Annotated in this window: 17 protein-coding genes; 13 read left to right on the forward strand and 4 right to left on the reverse strand. The window is 42.7% G+C overall.

Annotation, left to right across the window (positions count from 1 at the left end; all coding sequences use genetic code 11):
- Window positions 1-4: 4 nt before the first annotated feature.
- On the reverse strand, window positions 5-1396 hold the full coding sequence (gene dnaA, locus PR809_RS11675) for a chromosomal replication initiator protein DnaA (RefSeq protein WP_102140051.1): 1392 nt from the start codon (window positions 1394-1396) through the stop codon (window positions 5-7).
- 761 nt (window positions 1397-2157) lie between these two features.
- Here dnaA and rpmH point away from each other — a divergent pair.
- From rpmH to mnmE, 5 genes are all read left to right on the forward strand, one after another.
- Window positions 2158-2301: a 50S ribosomal protein L34 gene (gene rpmH, locus PR809_RS11680; protein WP_042846776.1), complete on the forward strand. Its 144-nt coding sequence runs from the start codon at window positions 2158-2160 to the stop codon at window positions 2299-2301.
- Window positions 2302-2322: 21 nt separating this feature from the next.
- Entirely contained in the window at window positions 2323-2682 is a 360-nt protein-coding gene (gene rnpA / locus PR809_RS11685) for a ribonuclease P protein component (RefSeq protein ID WP_102140050.1), read from the forward strand.
- Entirely contained in the window at window positions 2646-2906 is a 261-nt protein-coding gene (gene yidD / locus PR809_RS11690) for a membrane protein insertion efficiency factor YidD (RefSeq protein WP_102140049.1), read from the forward strand. The genes rnpA and yidD overlap by 37 nt, the downstream gene beginning before the upstream one ends.
- A gap of 2 nt (window positions 2907-2908) precedes the next feature.
- Window positions 2909-4558, forward strand: a complete 1650-nt coding sequence (gene yidC, locus PR809_RS11695; protein ID WP_004906225.1) for a membrane protein insertase YidC — start codon at window positions 2909-2911, stop codon at window positions 4556-4558.
- Between the two features lie 101 nt (window positions 4559-4659).
- Window positions 4660-6024 carry a tRNA uridine-5-carboxymethylaminomethyl(34) synthesis GTPase MnmE gene (gene mnmE / locus PR809_RS11700; RefSeq protein ID WP_102140048.1) on the forward strand — a complete coding sequence of 455 codons (1365 nt, stop codon included), beginning with the start codon at window positions 4660-4662 and terminating at the stop codon, window positions 6022-6024.
- 71 nt (window positions 6025-6095) lie between these two features.
- Here the strand turns inward: mnmE and PR809_RS11705 are convergent, their stop codons facing one another.
- The 3 genes from PR809_RS11705 to fdhD all read right to left on the reverse strand — a co-directional run bounded on the left by PR809_RS11705 (window position 6096) and on the right by fdhD (window position 8444).
- Window positions 6096-7061 carry a nucleotidyl transferase AbiEii/AbiGii toxin family protein gene (locus PR809_RS11705; RefSeq protein WP_102140047.1) on the reverse strand — a complete coding sequence of 322 codons (966 nt, stop codon included), beginning with the start codon at window positions 7059-7061 and terminating at the stop codon, window positions 6096-6098.
- Entirely contained in the window at window positions 7048-7452 is a 405-nt protein-coding gene (locus tag PR809_RS11710; protein WP_102140046.1) for a DUF6088 family protein, read from the reverse strand. The genes PR809_RS11705 and PR809_RS11710 overlap by 14 nt, the downstream gene beginning before the upstream one ends.
- Window positions 7453-7613: 161 nt before the next feature.
- Window positions 7614-8444: a formate dehydrogenase accessory sulfurtransferase FdhD gene (gene fdhD, locus PR809_RS11715; RefSeq protein ID WP_102140045.1), complete on the reverse strand. Its 831-nt coding sequence runs from the start codon at window positions 8442-8444 to the stop codon at window positions 7614-7616.
- 174 nt (window positions 8445-8618) lie between these two features.
- On the opposite strand from fdhD, the gene fdnG reads away from it, so the two are divergent.
- The 8 genes from fdnG to PR809_RS11755 all read left to right on the forward strand — a co-directional run bounded on the left by fdnG (window position 8619) and on the right by PR809_RS11755 (window position 21261).
- A complete protein-coding gene (gene fdnG, locus PR809_RS11720) occupies window positions 8619-11666 on the forward strand; it encodes a formate dehydrogenase-N subunit alpha (protein WP_102140044.1) in 3048 nt (1015 codons plus the stop codon).
- Window positions 11667-11677: 11 nt separating this feature from the next.
- Window positions 11678-12622: a formate dehydrogenase subunit beta gene (fdxH, locus tag PR809_RS11725; RefSeq protein WP_102140043.1), complete on the forward strand. Its 945-nt coding sequence runs from the start codon at window positions 11678-11680 to the stop codon at window positions 12620-12622.
- Window positions 12619-13278: a formate dehydrogenase cytochrome b556 subunit gene (gene fdoI / locus PR809_RS11730; RefSeq protein WP_206276868.1), complete on the forward strand. Its 660-nt coding sequence runs from the start codon at window positions 12619-12621 to the stop codon at window positions 13276-13278. Before fdxH ends, fdoI begins: the two co-directional genes overlap by 4 nt.
- 621 nt (window positions 13279-13899) lie before the next feature.
- A complete protein-coding gene (frc, locus tag PR809_RS11735) occupies window positions 13900-15150 on the forward strand; it encodes a formyl-CoA transferase (protein ID WP_102140041.1) in 1251 nt (416 codons plus the stop codon).
- A 66-nt stretch (window positions 15151-15216) separates the two neighbouring features.
- Window positions 15217-16920: an oxalyl-CoA decarboxylase gene (oxc, locus tag PR809_RS11740; protein ID WP_206276230.1), complete on the forward strand. Its 1704-nt coding sequence runs from the start codon at window positions 15217-15219 to the stop codon at window positions 16918-16920.
- Window positions 16921-17025: 105 nt separating this feature from the next.
- Window positions 17026-17970 (forward strand): transporter YfdV, encoded by a 945-nt coding sequence (gene yfdV, locus PR809_RS11745; protein ID WP_004906833.1) that lies wholly within the window; start codon window positions 17026-17028, stop codon window positions 17968-17970.
- A gap of 75 nt (window positions 17971-18045) precedes the next feature.
- Entirely contained in the window at window positions 18046-19302 is a 1257-nt protein-coding gene (frc, locus tag PR809_RS11750) for a formyl-CoA transferase (RefSeq protein ID WP_206276229.1), read from the forward strand.
- 225 nt (window positions 19303-19527) lie between these two features.
- The gene (locus PR809_RS11755; protein ID WP_206276228.1) at window positions 19528-21261 is read left to right on the forward strand and encodes a nitrilase-related carbon-nitrogen hydrolase; all 1734 of its coding nucleotides are present in this window, start codon (window positions 19528-19530) and stop codon (window positions 21259-21261) included.
- Window positions 21262-21429 lie beyond the last annotated feature (168 nt).

A 21429-nucleotide genomic window follows, 5' to 3' on the forward strand; every position in this document is an offset into this window, starting at 1 on the left:
GCAATTAAGATGATAATGTTCTGATTAAATTAGAAAAATCTTCTTTGATGTCATGGCTTTCTTCCCGTAATTGTTCAATTTTACGACAAGCATGTAACACCGTGGTATGGTCACGGCCGCCAAAGGCATCCCCGATTTCAGGTAAACTATGGTTAGTCAGCTCTTTTGCTAGTGCCATTGCCATTTGACGCGGACGTGCGACAGAACGAGAACGGCGCTTAGACAGTAAATCTGCTACCTTAATTTTATAATATTCAGCAACTGTTTTTTGAATATTATCAATAGTTACCAGCTTTTCTTGTAGTGCTAATAAGTCACGCAGTGCTTCTCTGACAAAATCGATAGTAATCGCCCGGCCAGTAAAGTTAGCGTTGGCAATCACGCGGTTTAACGCCCCTTCTAGCTCACGAACGTTCGAGCGAAGGCGTTTGGCGATGAAAAAGGCCACTTCACCCGGAAGTTGAATCTCATTTTCATCTGCTTTTTTCATTAAAATCGCGACTCGAGTTTCTAGCTCTGGTGGTTCGATTGCGACGGTTAGGCCCCAGCCAAAACGCGATTTTAAGCGATCTTCCACACCGTTAATTTCTTTTGGATAACGGTCGGAGGTCAAAATAATTTGTTGATTACCTTCAAGTAGCGCATTAAAAGTATGGAAAAACTCTTCTTGTGAGCGCTCTTTGTTAGCAAAAAACTGGATATCGTCAATAAGCAGTGCATCAACAGAACGATAATAACGTTTAAATTCTTCAATGGCATTGTTCTGTAAAGCTTTGACCATATCTTGAACAAAACGTTCTGAGTGCATATAAACCACGCGAGCGTTGGCTTTATGCTGCATAATACTATTGCCGACAGCATGTAATAAGTGGGTTTTACCTAAACCTGTCCCACCATAAAGAAATAATGGGTTGTAGGCACCACCTGGGTTTTCTGCCACCTGCCTCGCTGCAGCGCGAGCCAATTGGTTCGATTTACCTTCAACAAAGTTATCAAAAGTGTGCTTAGGGTTTACATTAGAACGATAAGCAACATCAGGCTGTACTTTGGCTGAATTGTCCCAACTCGGTTTCATTGGGGCTGACGGAACGGCAAATGCAGGTACTTGTTGAGCTGTACGTGCTTGTGCTGCTGCCGGTGCGACTGTAATCGGTTTATTGCCTACCTCAAAGTGTAGTGCAGGCGCGTCAGTTCCACAAAAGTCATTCAATAATTCATTGATATTATTGATGTACTTGTCTCTAACCCAGTCGAGAACGAAACGATTTGGGGCATAAAGTGCCAGTGTATTGTCGTTTAATTCAGCTTGAAGAGGGCGTATCCACATACTGAATTCTGTGGCAGGTAGTTCATCCTGCAATCGGGCAAGACATTGCTGCCAAAGCGAAAGTGACACGTTGGACTCCCCTAAACAAGGTCAATGGAACAAGAAGTACGGATGTAAACAAAGAATTTTCTCGGGCTTACGTTTAATCGCAATGACCCAAAAATGTTTTAGGTTAACTCTTACTTACTGCATATCGCTGATCGATGGATCAGAAATAGACCTGCGATCATACCGCAAAATTAGTCAGAGATCTCCATTCTTTTACACAGTTTTTATGCTTTTTATCCACAGGTAAATGTGATAAGGAACCTCTTATAAAGAAGAAATAGACTGGGCTACCTTAATTTACTGCCATTTTTCCACATGCTGGGGATAACTTTAGACGATTTACTGGAAATATTCTGTATGATCAAAAAATATTTTTAGATCTCTTGAAGATCCTTGCGCTTTGGGGCGGAGTCCGTATAATCTTCCTCCCTGTGTACAGTACAGATGTGATTTTTACACGAAACTGAGGTAAACTTGTTGGGTCATATCGCTCTATTTTAACGTTAATGTTAGGCGGGGCGGGGCAAAAAGCAGGTTTTCAGTCAGTATACGAATGTAATCATTCGTCGGCTGTCACAACATATGTCGGCAAACCGGTCAGCCAGGCTATAAATAAAAGTGGTTTGATTGCGTCATTTCATTGACGTGACCCCCTATGTTTTATTACAATCCTGCCTCTTTCTATATTGTTGCGATAGAGGCACAGGTGTAAATCAGTTTTCACTGGTTGCCAACGCGTTTACTGAATCAGTAATAAATTTTAAAGTTAGGTAGAAATCGTTATGAAACGCACTTTTCAACCGTCCGTACTGAAACGCAACCGTTCACACGGTTTCCGCGCTCGTATGGCTACTAAAAATGGTCGTCAAGTTCTGGCTCGCCGTCGTGCGAAAGGCCGCTCTAGTCTGACCGTTTCATCTAAGTAATAAAGCTAGCCCTCTATTCAAGTGGTTACGCTCGCTTTTACCCGGGAGTTACGTTTGTTAACTCCCAGGCATTTCGATAATGTCTTTAAGCAGCCGCAGAGGGCGAGTTCCCCAGAGATAACAATCCTTGGTCGCCTAAACGAGCTGGGGCATCCCCGCATCGGTCTTACCATCGCTAAAAAAAATGTTAAACGAGCTCATGAGCGAAATCGTATTAAACGATTAGCGCGTGAATACTTTCGTTTACATCAACACGACTTGCCTCCAATGGATTTTGTGTTATTGGTAAGGAGAGGGGTCGCCAATCTTGACAATCAACAGATCACGGAAGCATTGGATAAGTTATGGCGTCGTCATCGTCGCTTGGCTCAAAAATCCTGATCATGCTGATCAGAGGCTACCAACTGGCAATTAGCCCGTTGTTAGGGCCTCGTTGTCGCTTCAATCCTACTTGTTCAAATTACGGAATTGAGGCATTGCGCAGGTTTGGTATGCTAAAAGGGAGTTGGTTAACGGCGAAACGCGTATTAAAATGCCACCCTTTACACGCTGGTGGAGATGATCCTGTCCCACCTAGAAAAACTGATGATAATAGAGAATTATAACGATGGATTCGCAACGCAATCTTCTACTCATCGCTTTGTTGTTCGTGTCGTTCTTAGTTTGGCAGGCCTGGGAGAGCGATAAAGTTGCTCAGGACGTTAAAACTGTTCAAACTTCGCAACAAGCGGATATGCCAAGCAGTGATGCTCAAGCCGTAACTGGCAGTGGGCAAGGTAAGCTCATCACAGTCAAGACTGATGTACTGGATATACGCATCAATACTCGTGGTGGTGATATCGATGAGGCTGACCTGTTAGCCTATCCTGCGACCCTTCATTCGGAAAGCCCTTTCCGTTTACTGGAAACTAATCCAGGCTTTGTCTACCAGGCACAGAGTGGTTTAATTGGTCTTCATGGTCCAGACAACCCAGCAAATAATAATGGCGAACGTCCGCTGTATAGCGCAGATTCTACAACTTTCACATTAGAGAAAGGCCAAGATGTCTTGCGCGTACCAATGACATTTACTGATAACAACGGTGTTGTGTATCAGAAAACGTACATTGTTAAGCGTGGCCAATATACTGTTGAAGTTGAATACAGTATTCAAAACCCAACCGCTCAACCACTGAGTCTCGCTTTCTTCGGTCAGTTAAAACAAACTATCGAGTTACCGAAAGAGCGTGATACAGGCAGCAGCAATTTTGCTCTGCATACCTATCGTGGTGCGGCGTATTCTTCTGATGAAAACAACTATAAAAAATATAGCTTTGGCGACATCGAAGATAAAAACCTCGACTTAACCACCAAAGGTGGCTGGGTGGCAATGTTGCAACAATATTTTGCAACGGCGTGGATCCCGGCAAGTGCGGAAAAGAGCACTTTCTATACCATCGACCTTGATAAAAAATCTGCCATCATTGGTTATAAGAGTGAACCAATGACTATCGCAGCTAACGGTGCAGGTACTTATTCATCAACATTATGGGTTGGTCCTGAAATTCAGTCTGAAATGGCCGCAGTTGCACCACATTTAGACTTAACCGTTGATTATGGTTGGTTATGGTTTATCTCTCAGCCACTGTTCAAACTGTTGAAATTCATTCACGGTTTCGTGGGCAACTGGGGTATTGCCATCATCGTTATCACCTTTATCGTTCGTGGTATTATGTACCCGCTGACTAAAGCACAGTACACCTCGATGGCGAAAATGCGTTTACTGCAACCTAAACTGGCTGCAATGCGTGAGCGTATTGGTGATGACAAACAACGTATGAGCCAAGAAATGATGGCGATGTATAAAGCAGAGAAAGTAAACCCACTGGGTGGTTGTTTACCGTTGCTTATCCAAATGCCTATCTTCCTTGCACTTTACTACATGTTGATGGGTTCTGTTGAACTGCGTCACGCACCATTCTTCGGTTGGATCCAAGACTTGTCTGCACAAGACCCGTACTATATCCTACCGGTATTGATGGGTGTGACCATGTTCGTTATTCAGAAAATGTCACCAACTGCAGTCACTGACCCAATGCAGCAGAAGATTATGACTTACATGCCAGTCGTGTTCACTATCTTCTTCCTGTGGTTCCCATCAGGTCTGGTTCTGTATTATATCGTGAGTAACTTAGTAACCATTATCCAGCAGCAGGTGATTTACCGTGGTCTGGAAAAACGTGGTCTACACAGTCGCGATAAGAAAGAAAAGAAATAAATTGAATTTTAGGTGAGCCTTCTGCTCAGCTATCGATATAATATTAAGGCGGCCATTTAATGACCGCCTTAATTTTTTTATAGGAATGACAGAGAAACATCATGCAAATCAACGATACTATCGTCGCACAGGCAACACCTCCCGGTCGTGGTGGTGTCGGTATTTTACGTGTATCTGGCCCGAAAGCGGCACAAGTTGCTGAAATCGTGCTGGGAAAACTCCCTAAACCGCGCTATGCGGACTACTTGCCATTTCGTGATGTGGACGGTGCTGTTCTTGACCAAGGTATTGCACTTTACTTCCCTGGACCAAATTCATTTACGGGTGAGGATGTGCTTGAATTACAAGGACATGGCGGCCCAGTTATTCTTGATTTATTGCTAAGAAGAATATTAACGATTACTGGTATTCGCATTGCGAATCCGGGAGAGTTCTCTGAGCGTGCGTTTTTAAACGATAAGCTGGATTTAGCCCAAGCAGAGGCGATTGCTGACTTGATTGATGCAAGTTCAGAGCAAGCGGCTCGTTCTGCAATGAACTCCCTACAGGGCGCATTTTCTTCCCATATTCACCAATTGGTGGAAGCACTCACTCACTTGCGCATCTATGTAGAAGCTGCGATTGATTTCCCTGATGAAGAAATTGACTTCCTGTCTGACGGTAAAATTGAAGCAAAACTCAATGAAGTCGTGGCAGATTTAGAACAAGTTCGTTCCCAAGCTCGCCAAGGCAGTTTATTACGTGAAGGAATGAAAGTGGTGATTGCCGGGCGCCCAAATGCAGGTAAATCGAGCTTGTTAAATGCATTGGCGGGTCGCGAAGCTGCGATTGTCACGGATATTGCGGGTACGACGCGTGATGTGTTGCGTGAACATATTCACATTGATGGTATGCCTTTGCATATCATTGATACCGCAGGCCTGCGTGAAGCCAGTGATGAAGTTGAGCGAATTGGTATTGAACGTGCGTGGAAAGAGATTGAACAAGCGGACCACGTGCTGTTTATGGTAGATAGCACCACAACCGATGCAACTGAACCACAAGAGATTTGGCCTGAATTTATGGCGCGTTTACCCGATGAACTTCCGGTCACCGTAATTCGTAACAAAGCGGATATGACGGGTGAACCCGTTGAGTTTATTGATAATACGCGTTATCCGTTAATTCGTTTGTCTGCACGCGAAGAAAAAGGCATCGATTTGCTGCGCGATCACCTAAAAGAAGCCATTGGCTTTAACAGCAATACAGAAGGTGGTTTCTTAGCACGTAGCCGCCATTTACAAGCACTAAATGCAGCCGCCGTTCACCTAGAACAGGGTTATGACCAGTTAGTGAATGCTCGCTCCGGTGAGTTATTAGCAGAAGAATTGCGTTTAGCTCAGCAGGAACTTAGTGAAATTACCGGTGAATTTACCTCTGATGATTTATTAGGCCGTATCTTCTCAAGTTTTTGTATTGGGAAGTGATGACTATTAGCTAGTAAGATAAAAGGTACAGTGGTTAGCCAATGGGTAATAAAAATTGGCTAACTTTTAGTTTATTTATTAAGTTCTTGTTCTATATAATCCAATACTTGATGAGCTAAGCTAGTAAAAGCAATAATTGCTTCATCCCATTGAGTAGGAACTTCTGCATAAACCATAGGACTTACATAGTTATTATAACGCTCTATGAATTTTGGGGTTTCTACTAATAATTTTAGCCCATAGCGAAGTTCTGTAATAGGCGAGTCAACCAGTTGTGTATGTTGATTTCCATATCTTGTAATATCTCCATCAAGTGCTTTTTTCAGTAATTGACTTAAGAATTCAATATTAGATGGTTGGGATAGCTGTATATGAAAAGTATCATAAACATGTCGAATAAGTGTCTCATCATCTTCACGTTGGCCATTTCTTGCGACACTCGCTGTTCTTCGTAGCATCGATAGTAACTTTTCAGCTTGAGTGTCAATAATTGCCGAGCAAATCATGTTATAAATTTCGATATCAGATTCTGTAACATTTGAATAGATAGATTGAATATTCCTAGATATGGGTTCACTAAGAAGGTCTGTCTCTATAAATTCTAATTTTATAAAAGGACGTAAACATGGTGCTTGCCTGTGATCTTGAGGATAACGGATATCAAAGGAAAAATAGCGGTATTCATCTTTAACAGAAGGCGCATTATCTAAAGAAAAAATAGAATTTTGGTTAATTATTTCTTCAATAATGTTTTTTATTTCTCTTCGGGCTGTTTTTCTTGCATTTCGAGATGCTAATTCAGAATATCTTTGGTTTGGAATTAGTTTTATATCAATGTCTTCAGACATTCGATAAGTTTTGATATCCGATTTGGCGAGAGCTGTTCCTCCTGAAAAGATAGCTTGGTGATATGTAAACTGAAAGTTAGATAGGAGTTTAAGTAATTGAACAACATAATAATCTTTTTCAACTATCGCTGGGTTGCCGAGCCCTATGGCATCGGCAACATCAATAAATAAAGAGCTATCGAGTTTCATTGATACTTTGTTTCCCTACCTTAATTTTACGAGTAAATTTAGGATTTTTAGGGATGATTTTAATATTAGAAGGAATTTGTGTACTCTCACCAGACAAATTCATCAGAGATAGCTTATCAAAAGTATAATCAACATTGAGTTTTTTCATTACTTCGATAATAACGCCATCAGCACCACTTGGGTTATCTGGCATTAATTTACCAGTGATGCGATTCACTCTGGCTCTTACATAGACACCATAACCAATTCTCATTAATAAACCATTGTCTGTAAGTTTTTTGAGTATACGGCCTACTTGATCATAATCAGCTATTTTTGAAAAGTCAGAGCGTAGGAAAACAGAACGTTTAGAACGCTTTACTTTTTTTTGTATTCTGTCTTGTATTGTCATTATACCTCCTATGCGCTTTGATTATATTATAATCAAAAATACGACATTTCTCAATGGAGAAAATACGACAAAAATAATAAGTTAAAATGACAAATATTTATTATTTTTCAATTTGATATAATTTATATGATATTGCAATTATTAGATTTAATTTTTAAAAATTAGTTCCTGATACGAAAGCTATGCGTAAACACTGTCGCTTTCCCCTGACGACAGAATCCAACTAACGTCAAATTGGCTTTCTCTGCGACCTCGATAGCGAGGGCGGTAGCCGCAGAGACGGCAAATAGGATTTCAGCACCGCAACTGGCGGCTTTTTGCACCATCTCATAACTCGCGCGGCTGGAAACTAGTACTGCGCCTTGTTGCCATTGGTTGCGATGTTTCATACCCAAAAGTTTATCAAGTGCTACATGACGGCCGACATCTTCACATCCACCGACTAATTGCCCTTCTGGAGATATCCATGCGGCAGCGTGGGTACAACCCGTCAGTGCGCCAATTTCTTGCACTTTTTTCAATTCATGTAATGCATTATCGAGGTGCGATAAAGAAAAAGTTTGAGTAAAAGGCAGAGGGGCGATCGGTTTGAAAATTTCGTCAAGTTGCTCTGTACCACAAATGCCACAGCCCGTACGCCCTGCTAGATTACGGCGACGTTCTTTGAGTTCCATAAATCGGCGGCTAGATAATTCAACCTGTACTTCAATTCCGCGGTTGCAGCCTTCAACGATATCAATTCCACGAATTTCATCACCTGACTGTATTATTCCTTCCGAAAGGGCAAACCCGACAGCAAAATCCGCCAAATCTTTTGGCGTTGCCATCATCACCACGTGAGATATGCCATTAAATACTAAAGCGACAGGATATTCTTCCGCAACGTAATCATTAACGGGCAAATCAAGGTTGCCTTTTTGTTGCACAGTTGTGTGGTTTAAGCCAATCATTTTGGTTAATTTGGAGTCATTTGTAGTATTTGTTTCATACATTAGATGAATTCCTAGCATTAATGATACATAATATTAATTATGGGTAAAAAGAATTTACACCATTTGCCAGGCAATGAACCTGGATACGTAAGGATAACGTTGAATAAGAAGAGTTTACCTGATTATCGCGATTGACGTTAGGTAAACATGAGCAATGTAAATGAGGAGATCCCCATGCAAGTCAGCAGAAGGCAGTTCTTTAAGATCTGCGCTGGCGGTATGGCAGGTACGACGGCAGCGGCCTTGGGTTTTGCACCCGCCACCGCGTTAGCGTCAACGCGCCAGTATAAATTACTGCGTGCGAAGGAAACCAGAAATACCTGTACCTACTGTTCTGTCGGCTGTGGGCTGTTGATGTACAGCCTCGGTGATGGCGCGAAAAATGCTAAAGAGAGCATTTTCCATATTGAAGGGGACCCGGATCATCCGGTAAACCGTGGTGCACTTTGTCCGAAAGGTGCTGGACTTATCGATTTTATCCACAGTGAAAGCCGCTTGAAATACCCTGAAGTGCGTGAGCCGGGTACGAATGAGTGGAAACGTATCACTTGGAACGACGCATTTGATCGTATCGCTAAGCTAATGAAAGAAGACCGCGATGCGAACTTTATTGAGAAAAATAAAGATGGTGTGACGGTTAACCGTTGGCTAACCACCGGTATGCTGTGCGCATCGGCTGGTAGTAACGAAAGCGGATTTGTAACGCAAAAATTCACCCGCGCTCTCGGCATGCTTGCCGTTGATAACCAAGCGCGTGTCTGACACGGACCAACGGTAGCAAGTCTTGCTCCAACATTTGGTCGCGGTGCGATGACCAACCACTGGGTTGACATTAAAAATGCAAACCTAGTTGTCGTTATGGGTGGTAATGCGGCAGAAGCGCATCCAGTCGGTTTCCGCTGGGCGATGGAAGCTAAAATCCATAATAAAGCCAAATTAATTGTTATTGACCCACGCTTTACCCGTACAGCGGCTGTGGCGGATTTTTACACGCCTATCCGTTCAGGGACTGATATCGCGTTTTTATCAGGTGTTATCAAATATTTACTGGATAATGAAAAAATTCAGCGTGAATACGTGGAAGCGTATACCAACGCCAGTTTAGTTATTCGTGAAGATTATGGGTTTGATGATGGCCTGTTTACAGGTTATGACGAAGAAAAACGTCAATACGATAAAACCACGTGGAACTATGAGATGGATGAAAACGGCCTTGCGCTGCGTGATCCAACTCTGAAACACCCACGCTGTGTGTTAAACCTATTAAAAGAGCACGTCAGCCGTTATACACCTGAAGTGGTGAATAACATCTGTGGGACGCCAATCAAAGACTTCTTGCAAGTCTGTGAATACCTTGCAGAAACCAGTGCTAAAGATAAAACTGCCTCGTTCTTATACGCATTAGGTTGGACTCAACATACCGTGGGTGCGCAAAATATCCGTACCATGGCGATGATCCAATTACTGCTGGGTAATATGGGGATGTTAGGTGGTGGTGTAAATGCCCTGCGTGGACACTCCAATATCCAAGGTTTAACTGACTTAGGATTGTTATCTCAAAGCTTGCCGGGTTATTTAACCTTACCATCAGACAAACAAACGACATTAGAAAGTTACTTAGCTGCAAACACGCCAAAAGCGACGGTTGAAGGCCAGGTAAACTATTGGGGTAACTACCCGAAATTCTTTGTTAGTTTGATGAAGACGTTCTATGGCGATAAAGCGCAGAAAGAAAATAATTGGGGCTTTGATTTATTACCGAAATGGGATCAAGGCTACGATGTGCTGCGTTATTTCGAGATGATGGATAAGGGTGAAGTGAATGGCTATATTTGCCAAGGCTTTAACCCATTAGCCTCATTCCCGAATAAAAATAAAGTTGTTAAGTCGCTGTCAAAACTGAAATTCTTGATTACCGTTGACCCATTGAATACGGAAACGTCGAATTTCTGGCAAAACCACGGTGAAATGAATGATGTGAACCCGGCAGAAATCCAAACTACTGTATTCCGTCTGCCATCTTGCTGTTTTGCTGAAGAAAATGGTTCGATTGTTAACTCAGCGCGTTGGCTACAGTGGCACTGGAAAGGCGCAGATGCCCCTGGTGAAGCGATTAGTGATGGTGAAATCCTGTCCGGTATTTTCCACCGTTTACGCCAACTGTATGCCTCTGAAGGTGGTGCGGTGCCTGAACAAGTTCTGAGTATGACTTGGAATTACTTCGACCGTGATAACCCAACGCCAGAAGAAGTTGCCCAAGAAAACAATGGCTATGCCTTAGTTGACTTGAAAGATGCTGATGGCAACGTTATTGCGAAAAAAGGCGAACTGCTGAGCTCGTTTGCTCAATTGCGTGATGATGGTACGACCGCAAGTGGTTGCTGGATTTTCGCAGGTAGCTGGACACCAAAAGGTAACCAAATGGCCAACCGTGATAACTCTGACCCAACGGGTCTGGGTAACACATTAGGTTGGGCATGGGCATGGCCTCTGAACCGTCGTGTTATTTATAACCGCGCATCGGCAGACCCAATGGGTAAACCGTGGGATCCAAAACGCCAAATCCTCGAGTGGAATGGCAGCAAATGGATAGGCATGGATATTCCTGACTATAGCAATGCTGCACCGGGTAGTGGTGTTGGTCCGTTTATCATGCAGCCAGAAGGGATGGGGCGTCTATTTGCATTGGATAAAATGGCCGAAGGCCCATTCCCAGAGCACTACGAGCCGATTGAAACGCCATTGGATACGAATCCATTGCATCCAAATGTGGTCTCAAACCCTGCTGCACGCGTATTTAAAGACGACTGGGCGCAAATGGGTAAAGCGACAGAATTCCCTTACGTGGGAACGACTTATCGCTTAACCGAGCATTTCCACTATTGGACAAAACATGCCTTGTTAAATGCCATCATTCAGCCACAGCAGTTCATTGAAATTGGTGAACGTTTAGCGAATGAGAAAGGTATCAAGCAAGGCGATACGGTGAAAGTTAGCTCCAAACGTGGTTACATTAAAGCGAAAGCCGTGGTGACCAAACGTATTCATACGCTGAAAGTGGCTGGAAAAGATATCGATACTATCGGTATTCCAATTCACTGGGGCTTTGAAGGCTTGGCTGTGAAAGGCTTTATTGCCAACACATTAACCCCGTATGTGGGTGATGCGAATACTCAGACACCGGAATTTAAATCATTCCTTGTCAATGTGGAAAAGGTGTAAGGAGATAAATTATGTCAATGCAATCTCAGGACATTATTCGTCGCTCTGCCACCAATTCCCTGACTCCCGCGCCTCAGGTGCGGGACTATAAGGAAGAAGTTGCAAAGCTTATCGATGTGACGACCTGTATCGGCTGTAAAGCTTGTCAGGTCGCGTGTTCCGAATGGAACGACATCCGTGACAAAATCGGCACGAACGTTGGGGTATATGATAACCCAACAGATTTAACCGCTAAGTCATGGACGGTAATGCGCTTCTCTGAAGTGGAAGAGAACGATAAATTTGAATGGCTGATCCGTAAAGATGGCTGTATGCACTGTGCTGACCCGGGCTGTCTGAAGGCGTGTCCTTCAGAAGGTGCAATAGTTCAGTACAAAAACGGTATCGTTGATTTCCAATCAGAGCACTGTATTGGTTGTGGTTATTGTATCGCGGGTTGCCCATTTGATGTACCGCGTATCAACCCAGAAGATAACCGCGCATACAAATGTACGCTGTGTGTTGACCGCGTTGAAGTTGGTCAAGAACCTGCATGTGTGAAAACCTGTCCAACAGGCGCTATCCATTTTGGTAGCAAAGAGGACATGATTAACATGGCTGGCGAGCGTGTTGATGAGCTGAAAACACGTGGTTATGCAAACGCAGGTTTATATGACCCTGAAGGTGTTGGTGGTACGCACGTGATGTACGTTCTGCACCATGCAGATAAACCTCAGCTGTATCACGGATTGCCGGAGAACCCGACAATCAGCCCAACAGTGACTTTCTGGAAAGGTATCTGGAAGCCGTTAGCAGCGGTTGGTTTTGCTGCAACATTTGCGGCGGCCATCTTCCACTATGTGGGTATTGGTCCGAACCGCGTCTCCAAAAAAGATGAAGAAGAGGCTTTAGAAGATTTGCATAATGCAATGTCATCTGACACTTCGAAATCAAAAGAAGGGGAGGATCAGAAATGATGCCAGATGATAACGACAAAATTATCCGCCATAAACCGATTGAAAGGATCAATCACTGGGCGGTTGTGATTTGCTTTTTGTTCACCGCAATCAGTGGGCTAGGGTTCTTTTTCCCTTCACTAAACTGGTTTATGAACATTTTAGGCACGCCACAGCTGTCGCGAATTTTGCATCCATTCGTGGGGACGGCGATGTTCTTGCTGTTCGTATTTATGTTTTTCCGTTATTTCCACCATAACTTCATTAATAAAGAAGATATCAAGTGGGCAAAAAATATCGGTAAAGTACTGAAAAACGAAGAAACGGGCGATGTTGGCCAATATAACCTCGGTCAAAAAGGGGTGTATTGGGTGGTGACTATCTGTTTATTGGCGCTGGTGGTCACAGGAGTGATCATGTGGCGTCCTTATTTCGCAGATTACTTCCCAATCCCTGTTTATCGTGCGGCGATCCTTATTCACTCGCTCTCTGCAATTGCGCTGATTATCATGATTGTGGTTCACGCTTACGCAGCAATCTGGGTGAAAGGCTCAGTTCGTGCGATGGTTGAAGGTTGGGTTACCCGTGGCTGGGCAAGAAAGCACCACCCGCTGTGGTACCGCCAACTTCTTGAAAAAGAAAAGCAACAAAAGCAAGAGCAAGAAAAGAATACATAAAGGTATTTAGCAAACGGTATATGTTTGTTAAAAATCTAAAACCCACAAAGTCGACTTTGTGGGTTTTTTTTTACTATAATAGTGCTTATTTTAAGCTGCTACTATTTTTATATTTAATTTCAATATAAAAAACATTTTTTAGAACTAATCGTTTTCAACATTGAACTGATTTTTGCATTTTAATTATTAGAAATGATTCAATAAAATCGCGGTTATTATTGAATTATTTCTAATAATAATTTTTTTTACATTTTGTTTTTCTATCTATTTGTTATTTATTTGTTTTTTGGGTTTTATTGTTTGTCTTTATTCGATGGGTTAAATAAAGTCTAATTAAGAGCATCTAAATAATACATAGATTATTTGGTTTTATCATTATTCATTTATTGAACAGTAATAAAATTAATTGCTGTATTTTATTTTATTTTAGGGCTATTGAGTTAAAAGTAAATTTAATTAGTTAATTACTGGACATCGATAGTGATATTTAATACAAATAGTTGATAATTATTGAATATAATTTAATGGAGTGAATTGTTATTGTATTTAAAATAATTCAAGTTTTCTATTAAATATAATTCATTCCATTCCATATACGATGGCTAAATAAAGAGGTAATACATGGATCTTCCTTTACAAGGTATAAAAGTGCTCGATTTTACTGGAGTACAATCAGGACCATCTTGTACTCAAATGTTAGCATGGTTCGGTGCGGATGTTATTAAGATTGAGCGTCCGGGAGTTGGAGATGTCACGCGTAATCAATTAAGGGATATCCCTGATGTGGATGCGCTGTATTTCACGATGCTTAATAGTAATAAGCGTTCAGTGGAATTAAATACAAAGACACCTGAAGGCAAAGAGGTTATGGAGCGGCTGATTAAGCAGGCCGACGTCCTCGTTGAGAACTTCCACCCAGGTGCGATTGACCATATGGGTTTTACTTGGGAGCACATTCAAGAACTAAACCCTCGCCTGATTTTTGGCTCTATCAAAGGCTTTGATGAAGACTCGCCTTACGCAGATGTTAAAGCTTATGAAAACGTTGCTCAGGCAGCAGGTGGCGCCGCCTCTACTACAGGTTTTTGGGATGGCCCTCCATTAGTGAGTGCCGCTGCGTTAGGTGATAGTAATACGGGTATGCATTTGTTGATTGGCTTACTTGCCGCGCTATTACATCGCGAGAAAACAGGAAAAGGCCAGCGAGTGACTATGTCGATGCAAGATGCTGTTCTTAACTTGTGCCGTGTCAAACTTCGCGACCAGCAACGTTTAGAGAAAATTGGCTACCTTGAAGAATACCCGCAATATCCAAATGGTACGTTTGGTGATGCTGTTCCTCGTGGTGGTAATGCAGGCGGTGGTGGGCAGCCAGGTTGGATCTTAAAATGTAAAGGCTGGGAAACTGACCCAAATGCTTATATTTATTTTACTATCCAAGAACAGGACTGGGAGCAAACCTGTGTCGCTATTGGTAAGCCTGAATGGGCAACTGACCCTGCTTACAATACACCAAAGGCTCGTCAGCCTCATATCTTTGATATTTTTGCTGAAATTGAAAAATTCTTAGCGGATAAAGATAAACATGAAGCGGTCGAATATTTGAGTAAATACGGTGTACCTTGCGCCCCTGTACTCAGTATGCGTGAAATTGCACGAGACCAATCTCTGCGTAAGAGTGGAAGTATTGTTGAAGTTGAGCAGCCAAAACGCGGAACTTACTTGACGGTGGGTTGCCCGATGAAATTCTCTTCCTTTACACCGGATATCAAAAGTGCGCCATTACTGGGTGAGCACACCGAGCAAGTTCTAACTGAACTAGGTTATAGCGCAGATGAAATTGCAGCTATGCGTACAAACAAAGCGATCTAACTTTAAAAATTTGGGAGTGATAAATCGCTCCCTTTAATCTTTCAATCAGTTAATTATGAGGTAGACATGTCTGCTGATCAAACCCAAAACCTGACTGATGGTATGCATATCATTGTCGATGCACTTAAAAAAAATGGCATTGATACAATCTACGGTGTTGTTGGAATTCCAGTAACGGACATGGCAAGGCATGCGCAAGCTGAAGGCATTCGCTATATTGGATTTCGCCATGAACAATCCGCGGGTAATGCTGCTGCAATTAGTGGTTTTATTACCCAGAAACCGGGTATCTGTTTAACAGTTTCAGCGCCGGGTTTTTTAAATGGCATGGTGGCACTCGCGAATGCAACCACCAACGGTTTTCCAATGATCCAAATCAGTGGTTCGAGCGACAGAGCGATAATTGATTTGCAGCAGGGTGATTACGAAGAATTAGACCAAATGAACACGGCAAAACCTTTTGTAAAAGCGTCTTATCGTGTGAATAAACCTGAAGATCTTGGTATCGCACTCGCTCGAGCTATTCGCGCTTCGGTATCAGGCCGCCCGGGTGGGGTTTATCTGGACTTAACAACGGAAGTTTTATCTGCTGTGATGGATAAAGACGCTGCGGATAAAACCATTTTTACCGTTGAAGACCCTGCACCAAGACAAATTCCATCACCTGATTCAGTAAATAAAGCCCTTAAGTTGCTGGCATCGGCTAAGCGGCCATTAATTATTTTGGGTAAAGGCGCAGCTTATGCCCAAGCGGATGACAATATTCGCCAATTTATTGAAACAACCGGTATCCCTTATTTACCGATGTCAATGGCAAAAGGGCTGTTACCAGATACACACCCACAGTCAGCGGCATCTGCTCGCTCATATGCCTTATCCAGTGCGGATGTTGTGGTGTTAATGGGCGCACGCCTTAATTGGTTGCTTGACCATGGTAAAGGCAAGCACTGGTCGCCAGAAACGCAATTCATTCAGTTAGATATTGAACCTTCCGAAATTGATAGTAACCGGCCAATAACCGCCCCCGTTGTTGGTGATATTTATTCAAGTATTGAGTCTTTATTGGCAGGGCTTAAATCAACCCCTGTTAAATCCCCAACGGAATGGCTCGCTAGTATTGATGAGCACAAGAAAATTAATGTCGAGAAAATGGCAGCTAAATTGAACACTGACACTTCTCCGATGAATTACTTCAATGCGTTACGTGCAATCCGAGATGTGCTGGTCGATCACCAAGACGTTTATGTCGTCAATGAAGGCGCTAACACGCTTGATAATGGACGAAATATTATTGATATGTACCAACCGCGCAAACGCTTAGATTGTGGAACATGGGGCGTGATGGGCGTTGGAATGGGTTATGCAGTCGGTGCCGCTGTAACCAGTGGTAAGCCGGTTGTGGCGATTGAAGGCGATAGCGCATTCGGTTTTAGTGGTATGGAAATTGAAACGATTTGTCGCTACAAATTGCCTGTCACTATTTTGATTTTCAATAATGGCGGAATTTACCGTGGTGATGGTGTAAATCTCCATGGTGACCAGGACCCTTCTCCTACTGTTTTAATGGGCGGCGCTCGTTATGACAAAATGATTGAGGCTTTTGGTGGCATTGGCTATCAAGCAACAACGCCTGCAGAAGTACAGGAGGCTTTGAAGGCCGGTTTAACATCGGGTCATCCAACCTTGATAAATGTTGTTATTGACCCTGCAGTTGGAACGGAAAGCGGCCATATTGGTAATTTAAATCCGAAGTCTGTCGTAAAAAATTAACGCAGTATAACGTTAACTAACAAAGATAACCCTACGCGGCTCATTTTTAATGAGTGGCGTACGGGGTCTTATTGCCAAAAATAGGTGGGTCTTATGGCTGATTTTATGTATAAGATTTTTATGAGCGACCTATTACCTATCATTATTATTATGGTATTAGGTTATGTGAGTGGTAAAAGAAATGTGTTTACCAGTGACCAAGCAAAAGCATTTAATAAGTTGGTATTAAATTACGCATTACCTGCTGCATTATTTGTTTCTATCGCTCGCGCAAATCGAGAAATGATATTTGCAGACGCTAAATTGACTATTATTTCATTTGTAGTCTTACTTGTTTGTTTCTTTTTCTCATTTTTTAGCTGTAAATATATTTTTAAACATAGTCGTGGCGAAGCCGCAGTATGTGCATTAATTGCAGGTTCTCCGACAATTGGTTTCTTAGGGTTCGCGGTTTTAGACCCTATTTATGGTGAAACCGTTTCAACGGGGTTAGTTGTTGCCATTATATCCATCATCGTTAATGCCATTACAATTCCGATTGGCTTATTCTTACTGAACCCGTCTGATGCGGAAGGTAAAAAGGGCGGTGGCGGTATGGATGCATTAATATCAGCCTTTAAAGAACCTGTCGTATGGGCCCCAGTACTTGCGACTGCACTGGTACTGGTTGGTGTGAAAATTCCAACGGTTTGGGACCCGACATTTGATTTAATCGCGAAAGCAAACTCAGGTGTTGCGGTATTTGCTGCCGGTCTGACATTGGCCGCGAATAAGTTCGAATTCGATGGTGAGATTGTCTATAACACGTTATTAAAGCTAGTGTTAATGCCAGGATTAATGTTGCTGGCAGGCATGATGTTTAATATGGGAACAGAGCAACTGCAAATGATGGTATTAGCCGGAGCGTTACCACCTGCTTTCTCTGGGATCATTATTGCAAGTCGTTTTAATCTGTATACCCGCACAGGAACAGCGTCGCTGGCGGTGAGTGTACTTGGTTTTATCATTGCTGCTCCAGCGTGGATCTATATCTCTCGACTCGTTTCATAGAAAGAGTCAATGGGGCAAAATGAGTTGCCATGGCGTGAGAGATTACGTCATGGCAGTTTTGTAAAAAGGTGAATTATGACTTCTTCAAAACCGCTTGATGGGATACGCGTTCTTGATTTTACAGGGGTTCAGTCAGGCCCATCTTGTACACAAATGCTTGCTTGGTTCGGTGCCGATGTGATCAAAATTGAACGGCCAGGGGTTGGGGATGTGACGCGTAATCAATTGCGAGATATTCCTGATGTGGATGCACTGTATTTTACGATGTTAAATAGTAACAAACGCTCTTTAGAGCTCAATACCAAAACGCCAGAGGGAAAAGCCGTAATGGAGAAGCTAATACGTCAATCTGATGTATTAGTTGAAAATTTTCATCCGGGGGCTATCGACCATATGGGGTTTACGTGGGAGCACATCCAAGAGCTCAACCCACGGTTAATTTTTGGTTCGATTAAAGGGTTTAATGAGAACTCGCCGTATGCGAATGTGAAAGCCTATGAAAATGTTGCTCAATCTGCTGGTGGTTCAGCATCGACAACGGGTTTTCCTGATGGCCCTCCAACGGTAAGTGCTGCAGCATTGGGCGATAGTAATACGGGCATGCATTTATTGATTGGCATACTGACGGCACTGTTGCACCGAGAAAAAACAGGTAAAGGCCAACGTGTGACGATGTCGATGCAAGATGCGGTACTTAACCTATGCCGTGTGAAACTGCGTGACCAACAACGGCTAGAAAAGCTGGGTTTTCTTGAAGAGTATCCACAGTATCCGAATGGTACATTTGGTGATGCGGTTCCCCGCGGCGGTAATGCGAGTGGGGGAGGACAACCAGGAACGATGCTTAAGTGTAAAGGCAGTGATACCGACCCAAATGCTTATATTTATTTTATTAATCAAGACCATAATTGGGAAAATACCTGTGATGCCATTGGGCGTCCCGAGTGGAAAACTGACCCTGCTTTTGCCACTACACAGGCACGCGCAAGCCATATCCAAGATGTATGGGATGCAATCGAAGAGATCGCCAAAGACAAAGATAAACATGCGCTAACCGATTATTTTGATCAGTTTGATGTGCCATGTTCTGCCGTATTAAGTATGAAAGAAATTATAGATGACCCTTCTTTGCGTCGTAGTGGCTCGATTGTTGAGGTTCAACAACCAAAACGAGGCTCATATTTAACGGTGGGTTGCCCAATGAAGTTTTCAGCCTTTATTCCTGAAATTAAAAGTGCTCCATTGCTAGGGGAACATAATAACGAAGTATTAAAAGAGCTTGGTTATAGCGATGAACAAATTATGGAAATGACAAAAAGTAATGTTATTTAATTAATAACATTAAATCCGCTCTTAATATGATTTTCTAAAAAAAGAAAATAAATATTGGTGGCTATATTTAGATGTTCGATACATTCAAATATAGCCGCTACACTCAGGCTATTATGACCTAAATGACTTGGAATTATAGATATATATTTCCTATTTAATATTTATTTTTATCAATAGCAAAAAATTATTTATTTACTAATAAATTCTTTGAATAAGGATTATTGTATGAGTATTGCTGAAATAAAAAAAAGCAGTAAAGTAGCAGCCGTTGATTTTATTCCTGCATGGGGAGATTTAAATGGAAATATTCAACGTTTAGTCGAAGCGACAGAAAAAGTGGCCGCTCAAGGGGTTAATTACGCTGTATTTCCAGAAACGGCGGTGAGTGGTTATTTATTTTCTGACTCTACGGAATTAGCGCCTTATTTAGATACCATCCCTGGCAAAACGACAGCGGCAATACTGCCTATATTGGCTCGTACAGGGATGTATATGAGTGTCGGTATCGCGGAGCGGGATAGCGAAACCGGGCTAGCCTATAATTCCGCTGTTTTGATGGGGCCAGAAGGCATTATTGGTAAATATCGTAAAATAGGCCTGAATTCTCAAGATCAAAAAGTGTTTGCTCCGGGTAATACCGGTGTTAAAACCTTTGAAACACCGATTGGCCGTATCGCATTATTGATTTGTTATGATGATACTTACTGGCAATATGTTCGGTTAGCTGCATTAGAAGGGGCGCAAATCATTGGTTGGCATTCCGTATCCGACCGTATGATGCCGAATGCGACTCCTGCCGAAATGCTTGGCGATCACTCAACCGTTGCACATGTGCAGCATATGAGTGCTTTTAACGGTGTCTGGGTAATTTGTGCAACACGTAGTGGAATTGAAACCAATCCAATTACTAAAGGGCAGCTTTATTATAATGGTGGTTCGAGCATATGGGCGCCATCAGGACATAAAGTGGCCCAATCTCCAGTGCTTAGCCCGCTAGAGCTAGAACCCGGGCTAAATGGTATATACAGTGCGACAATTGATTTAGATGAAGCAGATACACAACGCGATGCATTACTGGCGAAGCGTCGCCCTGAATTATATTTCCCAACACTCGCTTTTCATCGCAGCCCAACAGATATCAATGCCACGTCAACAATAACACAAACGACGCTTATTGCAGCGCAGTGGGAAAAATCGGTTTCTAAACTAGACTCAATTCAAGTGGGGGAAAATGAGCTCCTGGTGCTTCCTGAGCTTTCCGCACTACCTTATACCAACGATCCCAACATTGTTTTGTCTTATGCTGAAAAACAAGGTGGCATTTTCGAGCAAACATTGTGTAAAGCCGCTCAAAAAGGGAAAGGGTATATTGTTGGAAGCTACCCTGAAATTGAAACGGATAGATTGTTCCATACGGTAGTACTTGCAGGGCCGTTAGGAGATATATTAGCGCGCTATCGTGTGACACATCTTAATGAGCGGGATAGTGGCTGGGCAACAGCGGGTAGTTCTGTGAGTGTGACAGCAACGCCAATTGGCCGTATTGCGCTGGCAGCCGCACATGAATTAGACGTACCTGAGTTAGGGGGGTTATATAGTACGTTACGCGCTGATATTCTTGCTGCGCCAGCGGGTATGCCGAGTGATTTAAAAGTGGAGATTGATAGCCATCTTTTTTCGGTTGAAGAGCCACCGACAGGGCGTGCCGATTTTATTCCTTATGCTATCGCTACATTAAACCAGTTATGGGTGGTTTGTGGCGGGCGAAACGAACGTGATTCTACGTCAGCGGCTATTTATGGACCAGAGCCTGTCGTGCTTACTCCAACCTTAACAGCACAACGAGGGGCTGAAGATGTGCGTTTGCAAGCTCAGGTACCTGCTCCTTTTACGTGGATTAACCAAGAACGGTTGGTGAGTGGTCAGCAAGCTATTTGGTTTCCCCCGTTAACACAGTAATGTTTATATTTTCCCGTTGTTGTTAGAGAAATAGCAACGGGATCTTATCATGAATAAAAGCCCTATTAATGGCTTCAATAATTAGATTATTAATATGCTGACTTTTCGACAGTTTGGTAGTCAAAAAACGTGGATTAAAACACTTCATTTTTTAGGGATTGTGGCCTC

Source organism: Providencia sp. PROV201 (assembly GCF_028479545.1).
In the GTDB taxonomy this organism is placed as follows: domain Bacteria; phylum Pseudomonadota; class Gammaproteobacteria; order Enterobacterales; family Enterobacteriaceae; genus Providencia; species Providencia huaxiensis.

Bases quoted from the DNA above. Each gene is read 5' to 3' on its own strand.
- yidC (WP_004906225.1), top strand. From the start codon at position 2,909: ATGGATTCGCAACGCAATCTTCTACTCATCGCTTTGTTGTTCGTGTCG.
- mnmE (WP_102140048.1), top strand. From the start codon at position 4,660: ATGCAAATCAACGATACTATCGTCGCACAGGCAACACCTCCCGGTCGT.
- fdoI (WP_206276868.1), top strand. From the start codon at position 12,619: ATGATGCCAGATGATAACGACAAAATTATCCGCCATAAACCGATTGAA.
- rpmH (WP_042846776.1), top strand. From the start codon at position 2,158: ATGAAACGCACTTTTCAACCGTCCGTACTGAAACGCAACCGTTCACAC.
- yidD (WP_102140049.1), top strand. From the start codon at position 2,646: ATGGCGTCGTCATCGTCGCTTGGCTCAAAAATCCTGATCATGCTGATC.
- fdxH (WP_102140043.1), top strand. From the start codon at position 11,678: ATGTCAATGCAATCTCAGGACATTATTCGTCGCTCTGCCACCAATTCC.
- frc (WP_206276229.1), top strand. From the start codon at position 18,046: ATGACTTCTTCAAAACCGCTTGATGGGATACGCGTTCTTGATTTTACA.
- PR809_RS11710 (WP_102140046.1), bottom strand. From the start codon at position 7,452: ATGACAATACAAGACAGAATACAAAAAAAAGTAAAGCGTTCTAAACGT.
- PR809_RS11755 (WP_206276228.1), top strand. From the start codon at position 19,528: ATGAGTATTGCTGAAATAAAAAAAAGCAGTAAAGTAGCAGCCGTTGAT.
- fdhD (WP_102140045.1), bottom strand. From the start codon at position 8,444: ATGTATGAAACAAATACTACAAATGACTCCAAATTAACCAAAATGATT.
- oxc (WP_206276230.1), top strand. From the start codon at position 15,217: ATGTCTGCTGATCAAACCCAAAACCTGACTGATGGTATGCATATCATT.
- PR809_RS11705 (WP_102140047.1), bottom strand. From the start codon at position 7,061: ATGAAACTCGATAGCTCTTTATTTATTGATGTTGCCGATGCCATAGGG.
- yfdV (WP_004906833.1), top strand. From the start codon at position 17,026: ATGTATAAGATTTTTATGAGCGACCTATTACCTATCATTATTATTATG.
- frc (WP_102140041.1), top strand. From the start codon at position 13,900: ATGGATCTTCCTTTACAAGGTATAAAAGTGCTCGATTTTACTGGAGTA.